Below are 11,368 nucleotides of genomic sequence, written 5' to 3' on the forward strand. Positions count from 1 at the left end.
TCAAAGGCGTGGGCCATAACCATGCACTCGATGGAATCCGCAATCAGCTCTCTCGTTACTAGGCTGTACCGCATACCTTCATGGCCCATAGCAATCCCATCACAGACGCCGATGACGGGAAATTCAATGGGGACTCCGCCGGCGAGTCTGATACCGTCAGCTACCGCCTTGGCGACTTTATCCAGGTGAATATGACCGGGTACAATCTCGCTTTTTGCGACCGCTATTCCGATGAGGGGCCGCTCAAGCTCCTCATCAATAAACCCCATGGATTTAAACAATGACCGATGGGGTGCCCGTTCTACGCCTTTTTTGACCGCATCGCTGTGCATGGTTGCCTCCTTATTTCTGGTGTTCCAGGGCTGTCAGCACCGCCTTGCCCATTTCTTTAGTACCGACAATTTTTTCGTTGGCCGCACCTTTTCTGCTGGCAATGTCCCGGGTTCGGTAGCCCGCATCCAAGGTATCGGATACAGCCTTTTCAATCGCCTGGGCTTCCTTTTCAAGCCCAAAGGAATACCGGAGCAGCATGGCCGCGGACAAAATAGTAGCCAAAGGATTGGCAATATCCTGTCCTGCGATATCCGGCGCCGAGCCATGGATGGGCTCATAGAGACCCATGGTTACCTGTTTGGCAGCAGCTTTACCGGATGAAGCAGCATTAGCGGATGCGGCGGAACTGTCACCGAGACTTGCCGAGGCGAGCATCCCAATAGAGCCAGTTAAAACCGAAGCTTCGTCAGAAAGAATATCCCCGAAGAGGTTCGACGTAACAATAACATCAAACTGCCCCGGAGCCCGTACAAGCTGCATGGCGCAGTTGTCCACATACATATAGGTGGTTTCGATATCGGGATAATCCTTGGAAACGACCGCAGCCACTTCCCGCCAAAGCCGGCTCGATTCAAGCACATTGGCCTTATCGACTACGCAGAGTTTTTTCCGTCTCACCGCGGCTGCCCGGTAACCGGAGCGGAGGACCCGTTCTATTTCTTCTTTTGAATACGTTTCCGTATCAAAAGCCGAGTTTCCATCCGCGCTGCGGCCCCGTTCGCCGAAATAAAGCCCTCCCGTGAGTTCCCGTACAATAAGGAGATCAAAGGTCGCCTCTCCGTTGGGATTGCTTGCCCTCAGGACCTCATCCTTAATCGGGCAGGCATCCCGCAGCTGGGGAAGCAGCGCAGCAGGCCGGAGGTTGGCATAGACCCCAAGACCAGCCCGCAGGCCTAGAAGGGCCCGTTCAGGCCGCAGGTGCCCCGGCAGGGTTTCCCACTTCGGCCCCCCGACAGCGCCTAACAGCACCGCATCGCACTGTTTAGCTGCTTCCAAAGTTTCTGCAGGAAGGGGCTCACCGGTAGAGTCTATGGCGCAGCCCCCCGCTTCCAGTTCCACATAGTTAAAAACATGGCCGTATTTATCGGCCACCGCATCCAATACTTCTACTGCCTGGGCTACCACATCGGGCCCGATACCATCCCCCGGAACAAGGGCAATTGAATAGTTCATGTTGTTTCTCTCCTCTTACAGATAAGCCTTGAACCGGCGCTCTATATCATGGATCAATTTGTATTCTATAGAATCAACCAAAGCCGCCCGGCTTGCATCGATAATGTCTGTGGAGACTCCCACGGTGGTCCAGGCAGATTCTCCGTCGGTGGATTCAATAAGAACCCGAACCTTTGCGGCGGTAGCATCATTGCCGTTGATGACCCGGACCTTGTAATCCGAGAGGCGCACCCGGCCCAGTTCCGGGTAGAACCGCTCCAGGGCTCGCCTCAGAGCTCCATCAAGGGCGTTCACCGGACCATCACCTTCTGCCGCAGCGATTTCGGTAGAACCGTCTACCTTAACCTTGACCCAGGCGTTGGAACAGGTGGTTCCATCCTGAGCAGGATGTTCGCTCACCACCCGGTACCGCTCTATGCTGAAAAGGGGCTTGTATTTACCCAGTTCCCGGCGAACGAGAAGCTCAAAACTCGCATCGGCCCCCTCGAACTGCCAGCCTTCAGCCTCCATGGCTTTGAGCCGTGCTGCTACCGCGGCGGTTACCGGATGCTCTTTAGTAATACTCGGATCAATTTTTTTAGCCCGTTCAGCGATGGCAGAGCGGCCGCCAACTTCGCTCATCAGGAACCGCCGGTCGTTACCCACCTTAGCGGGATCCACATGCTCAAAGGACCGGCGGATTTTCAGGATACCGTCGGCGTGCATACCGGCTTTGTGAGCAAAGGCATGACTTCCCACATAGGGCATACCGTCGGGAACCGCCACATTGGCAATTTCCGCAACCCGGCGGGTCAATTCAGAAATGCGCTCTAAACGGCCTTCTGGCAAACAGCGAAGGTTCAGCTTAAGTTCCAGGCTTGGCACAATAGCCGCCAGGGCTGCATTGCCGCATCGTTCGCCGAAACCAACCAGGGTCCCCTGGACATGGCGGGCCCCGGCCTTGACAGCCATCACCGAATTAGCGCTCGCCATACCAGCATCGTCATGGACATGGATTCCCACGAGCCGCCCAGCCGCATTCAACACCTCATCTTCGCTTTCCTTGCCTCGAAGCAGGGCTTTGAGAGCCGGGGCTGCACTGCGGGCAGCCAGGCTTATCGTCAGTTTCACACACTCCTGTATGGTGTCCGGGAAAGTACCCCCATTGGTGTCACAGAGCACAATCCGGTCAGCCCCGGCTTCAAGGGCCGTCTGGAGGGTACTCATGGCATAGTCAGGATTGGCCTTCCAGCCATCGAAAAAATGCTCCGCATCGTAGAGGACCATTTTTCCCGCATCCTTAAAGAAGGCGATGGTTTCCCGGATCATGGCAAGATTTTCGTCCAGACTTACCTTAAGCACCTCAGTTGCATGGAGATCCCAGCTTTTTCCAAAGAGTACTACCGCCTCGGTCTCGGCCTGCAGGAGACTACGTACATTCATGTCTTCCTGGGGGCTTACCCCTTTTTTCCGGGTAGCACCGAAGGCACAGAGCTTGGCGGTCTGGAGTCCCAGATCCCGGGCAAGCTTAAAGAACTCCATATCCTTGGGATTGCTGCCGGGATTTCCCGCTTCGATCCAGGCAACACCGAGCTCGTCCAAAGCACGGGCAACGGCTATTTTGTCCTGCACAGAAAAGGTTATCCCTTCCCCCTGAGCCCCGTCCCGCAGGGTCGTATCAAAAATTTCGACCTGGGGCACAAATTGATGTTCAGACACCGATGGGCTCCTCTACATTAGGGCCCCGCTGGCCGTTCGTTGCCGACAGTTCCCATTCCATAGCATTGATGGCCGCCACATAGGCCTTTATGGCCGCCTCGATAATGTCCGTGGAAAGTCCCCGGCCGTTCCAGCGCCGGCCTTCCCAGGAAATTTTTACCGTTGCTTCACCCTGGGCGTCCTCGCCGCCGGTAACGGCCCCAAGTTCAAAGGTTTCAAGGTCCAGTTGTTTACCCACAATGCGATCAATAGCCTTAAATGCCGCATCAATAGGACCATCGCCGACCGCCACTTCCTCGTGGTAGGTACCATTTTTATGAAGGAGCCGCACGGTGCTTGTGGCGCTTAAGCTTGAACCGGAGTTAACGACCCAGCGGTCAAGCTTAAAGGTTTCGGGCACTGTTGCGGCGGAACCGACGATCATAGCTTCTATGTCCCGGTCGCTCACCACCTTCTTTTTATCCGCCAGAACCTTGAACTGGGCAAAGAATTCGTCCACCGCCTTTGCATCAAGAGTAAAGCCCAGATCTTTGAGCCGCTCTTCGAAGGCATGTCGGCCCGAGTGTTTGCCCAACACCATACGGTTCCGCGGGATACCGATCGATTCGGGGGTCATAATTTCATAGGTAGCCCGATTGGCAAGAATTCCATGTTGATGAATTCCCGCTTCGTGGGCAAAGGCGTTCTCTCCGACCACCGCCTTGTTTGGCTGTACCCGCACACCGGTAACCTGGGATACGAGCCGGCTGGCGGCATAAATTTGGGTCGTATCGATGCGGCATTCCACATCAAGAAAATCCTTGCGGGTCCGCATCCCCATGACGATCTCTTCCAGGGCTGCATTGCCCGCCCGTTCACCAAGCCCGTTAATGGTACATTCAAGCTGATCTGCCCCTGCGAGGGCCGCCGAAAGCGTGTTGGCTACCGCGAGGCCCAAATCGTTGTGGCAATGGACCGAAATGCGTGCCCGGTCAATGTTGGGTGTATGAGCTTTGACATAGGCTACCAGATTGCCAAACTCGGCAGGTATCGCATAACCGACCGTGTCAGGAATGTTCACCACCGTGGCTCCCGCATCTATTACCGCTGCGAAAACCTTGCAGAGGAAGTCCGGATTGCTTCGGGATGCGTCCTCCGCAGAGAATTCCACATCGGAGCAATACTTTTTTGCGTATTTTACCGCCGCTACGGCCCGTTCCAGTACCTGCTCCGGAGTCATCTTCAGTTTGTATTCCATGTGAATCGGCGAAGTAGCAATAAAGGTATGGATCCGCGGATGGGCAGCTTTGGATAGGGCTTCCCAACCCGCATCAATATCCTTTTCCAGGGCGCGGCAAAGGCCTGCCACGGCGCTGTTTTTTACCACCGCCGCCACCGCCTTGACCGCCGCAAGATCTCCGGGACTGGCCGCGGGAAATCCCGCTTCCATGACATCAACCCCCAGCTTTTCCAGCTGACGGGCTACTTCTACCTTTTCCTGCAAATTCATACTGCAACCGGGTGCCTGTTCGCCATCCCGGAGGGTTGTATCAAAAATCTGTACGGTACGGGCCATAGGGGGCCTCCTTTTTGACTAAAAAGTTATACTTCGGATTTAGGGAGCCAGCTCATCATGGCGCGGAGCTCCTTCCCTACCTTTTCGATGGGATGCTGGGCTTCGATTACCCGCATCTTGTTAAAGAACGGCCGGTTTACCTGGTTTTCCAAAATCCAGTTCTTTGCAAAGGTTCCATTCTGGATATCAGTTAGAACCTGTTTCATGGCCTTTTTGGTTTCTTCGGTAATGATTTTCGGCCCGGTAACGTAGTCGCCGTATTCGGCTGTATCAGAAATGGAATAGCGCATATAAGAAAGGCCGCCCCGGTTTACCAGGTCGATGATGAGCTTCATCTCGTGCATACATTCAAAGTAAGCGCTTTCAGGCTGATAGCCCGCTTCCACCAGGGTTTCAAAACCCGCCTTCATCAGGGCAGAAACACCGCCGCAGAGAACAGCCTGTTCGCCGAAAAGGTCCGTTTCGGTTTCTTCTTTAAAGGTGGTCTCCAAAACGCCTGCCCGTGCGCCGCCGATTGCCATGGCATAGGCAAGGGCAAGCCGTTTCGCATCTCCCGTGGCATCCTGGTGTACCGCCACAAGACAGGGTACGCCTGCGCCGGCCTGGTACTGTTCGCGGACCGTGTGGCCAGGGCCCTTGGGTGCAATCATTACCACGTTCACATCCGCAGGGGGCACAATCTGGCCAAAGTGAATGTTAAACCCATGGGCAAAGGCCAGGGTCTTTCCTGCTTTAAGAGCCGGTTTAATGGACTCATTGTAGAGTTTTGCCTGTTTTTCATCATTGATAAGAATCATGATGAAGTCCGCTGCCTGGGCTGCTTTGTCGGCGGTCATGACCTGGAAGCCAGCTTTTTCTGCCCGTTCCCAAGATTTAGAGCCCTCATAAAGCCCTACAATTACCTTGAGACCCGACTCTTTTGCGTTGAGGGCATGAGCATGCCCCTGGGACCCGTAGCCAATTACCGCAATGGTTTTACCCTTGAGGGCTCCAAGGTCACAGTCCTTTTCATAATACAATACTGCCATACAACACTCCTTCGTGGTTGGTTTTATGAGTATGGCGCAACCAATAGGTATGCGACCGGCCATGCCCGTTTTATACAAACGTGCCTGGAATCCGCCGCAGTCCTTCGATTGCGCCGGTTAAATGCTAATGCTTAGTACGAGGGATCCGCGCTCTAGGGCTACTAGTCCCGTGCGGGCTAGTTCGAGGATGCCATAGGGGCGCAATAGGAGGAGGAGGCCTTCCAGTTTGTCAGAATCACCGGTAGCCTCGATGGTAATGGTGGAGGGAGATACGTCAATAATTCTGGAACGGAAAATGGTAGCAATTTCAATAACCGCAGGCCGGGTGGTTTCATCAGCCTTTATTTTGACCAGCATTAACTCCCGACGGATACAGGAATCCGGATCCAGTTCTCTGACCTGAATAACATCAACCAGCTTGCTGAGCTGTTTCACAATCTGGTCGAGGACCTGTTCGTCCCCGCTCACTGCGATGGTCATACGAGACACGGAAGGATCTTCCGTCTCGCCCACGGTCAAACCGTCGATATTAAATCCACGACGGCTGAAAAGGCCCGAAACCCGACTGAGCGTACCCGATCGGTTTTCCACCAAGGCCGACACCACGTGCCGTTTCATGCCTACCCCCGTTTCAGGCGTCCCTACAGGGATGCCCGATAAGCTCCGAGGAACCGGAAGTCCTCGGTCTTCGTTTTAAGTTCCTCCATCGCAGAATCAAAGACAGTCTCTTCTTCCGGTATGGAAACATCAACATAGAACATATATCGCCAGGGCTTTCCCGGTATGGGCCGGGATTCCAGTTTGGACATATTGATGCCCCGTTCGCTTAAAATTTTAAGGCACGCAAAAAGAGAACCAGGCTCGTTTGGAGTGCTGAACACGATGGAAGCCTTGTTTGGGATCTGGGATTCGTAACCCGGAGGAAGGGCCGCCCCTGTATGCAACAGGGAGGGAACCTCCATTTCCGTGCCGGACTCCCGGCGGCTTAAAATGAAGAACCGCGTATAGTTGAGGGGATTGGTCTCTATACCCTCTTTCAGCACCTTAAGACCGTACAACTGGGCAGCTACTTCACCGGCTATGGCTGCCACATCGGAAAGGTTTTCCCGCGCAATAGAAGCCACTGCACCGCCCGTATCGGTGGTAGGCTCCAGGACCCATTCTGGATGCTGGTCAAGGAATTCCCGGCATTGGGCAAAACCCTGAGGATGGCTACGCACAATCCTTACCGTATCGAGGCTTGCGTTTTTCGCCCCAATGAGACAGTGGACTATCCGCAGTTTTATTTCGCCCACAATGGCGATATCAGGATACCGGATAAACAGGTCATAGTTTTCGTGGACCGAGCCTGCCAGGCTGTTTTCTATGGGGACCATACCAAAGCGGGCCTTGCCTTCCAGAACTGCGTCAAAGACTGCCTTAAAGGAGGGAACCGCCACCCGGTTAGAATCTTCGCCGAAGGCCCGGATAATCGCTTGGTCCGCATAGGCGCCGCTTTCTCCAGAAAAGGCGATTGCATATTCGCCCGTTCCTTTGCCAGTAGGCTCACCCTTTTGTGCCGCCGGTGCGGAGGAGCCCTTGAGATTAAAACCGCCTGAAACCATTTTCCGTTCCGCCGAAACAGGCGCAGGGGTCCTCATGAGCTCCTTGCCAACCACGGGGGCAAGGGCTTCGATATCCCGCATGAGTTTTTCAAACTGTTCGGGGTACAATGACTGGGGGCCATCGGAAAGGGCTTCCTCCGGACGGGGATGGACTTCCACAGTGAGCCCGTTCGCACCGGCGGCAATGGCAGCGAGGGCTACGGGGCTTACCTTGGCCCGGATTCCTACCGCATGGCTCGGGTCAACAATAACCGGCAGATGGGAAAGTTTTCTTACAACAGGGATAGCGGAAATATCCAGGGTGTTTCGGGTATAGGTTTCGAAGGTCCGAATTCCCCGTTCGCAGAGGATAACATCCTTTGTTCCGGAGGCTAAAAGGTATTCGGCAGAAAGGAGCCATTCTTCTATAGTTGCAGCGGGTCCACGTTTAAGGAGCACCGGCTTACCCAGGGAACCGACTTTTTTAAGAAGCTCATAGTTCTGCATGTTCCGGGCACCAATCTGGAACATGTCGGTCAGGACCATCATCTGCTGGGCCAGTTCGGGGGACACAACTTCGGTCACAATGGGCATACCGTAGGCATCCCCAGCCTCTTTCATGTATTCAAGGCCCTTCATCCCGAGTCCCTGAAAAGCATAGGGACTCGTACGGGGCTTGTAAGCACCGCCCCGGAGCATGACCGCGCCAGATTCCCGGACTAGGGCCGCGGTCTCCATAATCTGCTCGCGGCTCTCTATGGCACAGGGACCGGCAATAACGGAGATCCGGCTCCCGCCGATTTTAACCGGTCCTATCGTAACGATCGTATCGTCGCTTTTTGTTTCCCGGGAGGCTAATTCATAGGGCTTAGAGGTCTGTGCGACCCGCTCAACCCCCGGAAGGAGGGATAATTCGCGGATATCAACTGAACCCTTACCGGTTGCGCCAAGAATGTCATCATCCCCAAACACCTGTTCCCGGACAGAAAAACCCCGTTCACTTAAAAACGAGCGGAGCCGGTCCTTGTCATGGGAAGAAATGTTTTTAGACAGTACGACTATCATTGGCTATCAGCCTCCATGATACCAATAGTATCGACTTAGCCACGCTTTGACAAGAGGATTTCTGCATGGTTATGCAATTTTCTTAAGTATTTTTGCATATTTTTCTAATAATAAAGAGGCTTTAATAAAAATTAAGCAAGACAATTTAGAATGGAAATATGACCCCCCATATTGCAGCTTTGGTTGAGCGGCGATACGATCTGGTAGGAACCGAAAACGATGAACGTGGAAACATGATATTGAACCTGTATTCCGTATATCGATTCCAACAATGAGGTAGCACTGGATGTTTCCCCATAAGGGAGGAAGCTTCCTAGGTATAAGCAATAGGACATATTATGCTTTTTGTTTTCATCAAAAAAAGATTGGCCGATCAACAATCCATATCCAATAGTCCAGGGGCCAGGAGAACCATCAACAATGGTAATAGTTCTATCGGTTCCATGTATGGTAGTTTGATCAATCCAGGAGCGAAATACCGCATAGGGACCTGTTTCATAGGTAAACAAACCGAACCCGCCGATATCCAGCGTATAAGCTTTAGTATGGCCAACCGGCGGAGAATGCAGCAACAAAGCTCCCTGGGCATTTGCACCATAATAGATATATTGATGAGGTTTATCGTTTGCGGTCAGATAGGTTGAAACGGTCTCGTCTTGAATGTTCGTTGATCCAAAATAAGTAGAGCCAAGCAACGATGCGGTCACGATACGATTGGCAGACTCCCAGTTAAATCCCAATCCACCCTGGAAAAAGTAATTGCTATCTTCTGTATATGTGGAAAAAGAATAATTCCCCCGCAGCACGAGGTATGGAACGATATCCTGTTTATGTTCATCTACTTCCCGCACGACAGGAACCGGAAGTAAATCATGTCCTTATGCACCGGCGGTATAAAAATAGACACAGGAATAAAATACGCTGGATAGAACAACGAGAAAAATCACCCTAAAAAGACCTGCATACTTTTTATTGACCCCCATAGTCTTCCTCCCTACTAACAAGTATATCATTGACGAGGGCTGATTCCATGGCCATACTAGAGGCATGAACAAGAACCTTGAGCTCATTAGATCAAAGCGGGCTTTTATCATCGATATGGATGGGGTCATTTACCATGGCAACAGGCTTCTTAAGGGTGCGGCGGAGCTGGTAGAATGGCTCAACAAAAACAATAAGTCATATCTATTCCTGACCAATTCCAGCGAACGATCCCAGATTGAACTGTCTCAGAAACTAGCCCGGCTTGGCATATCCGTAGAACCGGAACACTTTTACACGAGCGCCCTCGCCACCGCAAGCTTTCTCTCAGCCCAGAAGCCGGGCGGTTCAGTGTATGTGATCGGGGAACCAGGACTCATAGCGGCCCTGTATGATGCGGGATTTACCATGAATAACATCAACCCGGACTATGTGGTTGTAGGAGAAGGCCGGGGCTACAGCCTTGAGGCCCTTGAACGGGCGGTAAAACTGGTCCGGCAGGGAGCCCGTCTTATCGGAACTAATCCGGACTTAAGCGGGCCTACCGAGGACGGCATCGTTCCTGCCTGCGGCGCCCTCGTAGCTCCGATAGAACTCGCCACCGGGAAAAAAGCCTATTTTGTCGGCAAACCCAATCCCCTTATTATGCGCCATGCCTTAAGGCGCCTTAACGCCCGGCGGGAAGAGACGGTCATTATCGGTGATCGTATGGATACCGACATCGTAGCCGGCGTGGAATCGGAAATTGAAACGGTCCTGGTGCTCTCTGGCGTCACAGGCCCTCTGGACATTGGTACCTACGCCTACCAGCCCCGGCACATCCTGGACGGGGTTTTCGAAATACCGGAATAAAGACCTGCTAAGTCTGTCGGCTTCTTGATGCTTCGAATAGACGGTCTGCCAATTCAGTAATTTCCCGATACATGGCAAGCTTTTCCCGCCAGGCCTCTGGAATACCCTGCACACCATAGTACGCGCCTGCGAGCTGTCCGCACACCGCAGCGGTCGTGTCGGCATCGTCTCCCAGGTTGGTCGCCATGAGTATGGCATCTTTATACGAGGATGTTTGCGCAAAGCACCATAATGCGGCTTCGAGGGAATCAACCACATAGCCAGAACCTCGGATTGATGCAGCTGTTTTATCTAGATACGCCCCATCGGCAATGGCCATGATTTTCTGTGCCCCAGAAAAGGCAGAACGGTCTCCCAAAAGGATTTCTTCCTTCGGCCTGCCGGAAAGGGCTCGATTGAGGATCCTGGCAAAGAGCCGGCACGCATCCAGACACTCCGCTGCCCCATGGGTCGTACGGGAACTTTCGGCTGCATACTGTTCTGTTGCATTTATATCAGGAAAGTAATACAGCGGGATCGGCGCCAGCCTCATAATACTGCCATTCCCAGCGGTTTGGGGATCCTCGGATCCGCTCATGGGGTTGTTTGTTTTTTTAAACCGAAGAAGGGCAGCGCGCACCGTAGTACCAATATCAAAACAGGTTCCGGTACTGCTGAGGTAGCCGGTTTCGGCCCATCTCGTGTACCGTTCCATTTGGTCATAGGCGTTAAAACCATTACATTCTACAAGGCTCGTCGCTAGACAGAGGGCCATCGATGTATCGTCGGTCCATTGACCCGGCTTAAGACGGAAGGGCCCGCCCCCAACCATGTCGGTTATGGGAGCAAAACTCCCCCGGGACGAAAATTCTACGCTTGTACCGACCGCATCGCCGGCCGCAAGGCCCAGCAAACAGCCCCGAAACCGATCCCACAGCTCATCATAATAAATACTATTCATATTGATGAATTATATACCCGGAGCCATCCTGAATTTTGTGTAAACGGGAATTCTCATAGTGATACCCGATCACCATAAAAGATGCTAAATTGATGCATTGCCATACCCCAGTCTCGGATAGGCATGGTCCATTTTTTAGAAATATTTTGTAAGGCCATAA

General features: G+C 53.0%; 10 protein-coding genes. 1 reads left to right on the forward strand and 9 read right to left on the reverse strand.

The features are described from left to right. From Q7P68_RS13130 to Q7P68_RS13165, 8 genes are all read right to left on the reverse strand, one after another. On the reverse strand, positions 1-332 hold a 332-nt coding region (locus Q7P68_RS13130), incomplete at its 3' end, for a dihydroxy-acid dehydratase domain-containing protein (RefSeq protein WP_304226408.1). A 10-nt stretch (positions 333-342) separates the two neighbouring features. Continuing rightward, positions 343-1,506: a 3-isopropylmalate dehydrogenase gene (gene leuB / locus Q7P68_RS13135; protein WP_304226410.1), complete on the reverse strand. Its 1,164-nt coding sequence runs from the start codon at positions 1,504-1,506 to the stop codon at positions 343-345. A gap of 15 nt (positions 1,507-1,521) precedes the next feature. Continuing rightward, positions 1,522-3,204 (reverse strand): citramalate synthase, encoded by a 1,683-nt coding sequence (gene cimA / locus Q7P68_RS13140; protein WP_304226412.1) that lies wholly within the window; start codon positions 3,202-3,204, stop codon positions 1,522-1,524. Beyond that, complete coding sequence (locus Q7P68_RS13145; protein WP_304226414.1) at positions 3,197-4,759, reverse strand: 2-isopropylmalate synthase; 1,563 nt, start codon at positions 4,757-4,759, stop codon at positions 3,197-3,199. The genes cimA and Q7P68_RS13145 overlap by 8 nt, the downstream gene beginning before the upstream one ends. A gap of 26 nt (positions 4,760-4,785) precedes the next feature. Beyond that, a complete protein-coding gene (gene ilvC, locus Q7P68_RS13150) occupies positions 4,786-5,787 on the reverse strand; it encodes a ketol-acid reductoisomerase (RefSeq protein WP_304226415.1) in 1,002 nt (333 codons plus the stop codon). Positions 5,788-5,904: 117 nt separating this feature from the next. Then, entirely contained in the window at positions 5,905-6,405 is a 501-nt protein-coding gene (gene ilvN / locus Q7P68_RS13155; RefSeq protein ID WP_304226417.1) for an acetolactate synthase small subunit, read from the reverse strand. Between the two features lie 23 nt (positions 6,406-6,428). Then, positions 6,429-8,435 carry a 3-deoxy-7-phosphoheptulonate synthase gene (aroF, locus tag Q7P68_RS13160; RefSeq protein ID WP_304226419.1) on the reverse strand — a complete coding sequence of 669 codons (2,007 nt, stop codon included), beginning with the start codon at positions 8,433-8,435 and terminating at the stop codon, positions 6,429-6,431. A gap of 131 nt (positions 8,436-8,566) precedes the next feature. Continuing rightward, on the reverse strand, positions 8,567-9,286 hold the full coding sequence (locus Q7P68_RS13165) for a hypothetical protein (protein ID WP_304226421.1): 720 nt from the start codon (positions 9,284-9,286) through the stop codon (positions 8,567-8,569). A gap of 196 nt (positions 9,287-9,482) precedes the next feature. On the opposite strand from Q7P68_RS13165, the gene Q7P68_RS13170 reads away from it, so the two are divergent. Beyond that, positions 9,483-10,268: an HAD-IIA family hydrolase gene (locus Q7P68_RS13170; RefSeq protein WP_304226423.1), complete on the forward strand. Its 786-nt coding sequence runs from the start codon at positions 9,483-9,485 to the stop codon at positions 10,266-10,268. A 7-nt stretch (positions 10,269-10,275) separates the two neighbouring features. Here Q7P68_RS13170 and Q7P68_RS13175 read toward each other — a convergent pair whose 3' ends face one another. Beyond that, positions 10,276-11,208 carry an ADP-ribosylglycohydrolase family protein gene (locus tag Q7P68_RS13175; RefSeq protein ID WP_304226425.1) on the reverse strand — a complete coding sequence of 311 codons (933 nt, stop codon included), beginning with the start codon at positions 11,206-11,208 and terminating at the stop codon, positions 10,276-10,278. Between the last annotated feature and the right edge of the window lie 160 nt (positions 11,209-11,368).

The sequence above is a fragment of the Gracilinema caldarium genome (assembly GCF_029265695.1).
Classification (GTDB): Bacteria; Spirochaetota; Spirochaetia; order Treponematales; family Breznakiellaceae; genus Gracilinema; species Gracilinema caldarium_A.

What these genes read in the sequence shown, in the direction of transcription:
- leuB (WP_304226410.1), bottom strand. Translation starts at nt 1,506, where the DNA reads ATGAACTATTCAATTGCCCTTGTTCCGGGGGATGGTATCGGGCCCGAT.
- aroF (WP_304226419.1), bottom strand. Translation starts at nt 8,435, where the DNA reads ATGATAGTCGTACTGTCTAAAAACATTTCTTCCCATGACAAGGACCGG.
- Q7P68_RS13145 (WP_304226414.1), bottom strand. Translation starts at nt 4,759, where the DNA reads ATGGCCCGTACCGTACAGATTTTTGATACAACCCTCCGGGATGGCGAA.
- ilvC (WP_304226415.1), bottom strand. Translation starts at nt 5,787, where the DNA reads ATGGCAGTATTGTATTATGAAAAGGACTGTGACCTTGGAGCCCTCAAG.
- Q7P68_RS13175 (WP_304226425.1), bottom strand. Translation starts at nt 11,208, where the DNA reads ATGAATAGTATTTATTATGATGAGCTGTGGGATCGGTTTCGGGGCTGT.
- ilvN (WP_304226417.1), bottom strand. Translation starts at nt 6,405, where the DNA reads ATGAAACGGCACGTGGTGTCGGCCTTGGTGGAAAACCGATCGGGTACG.
- Q7P68_RS13170 (WP_304226423.1), top strand. Translation starts at nt 9,483, where the DNA reads ATGAACAAGAACCTTGAGCTCATTAGATCAAAGCGGGCTTTTATCATC.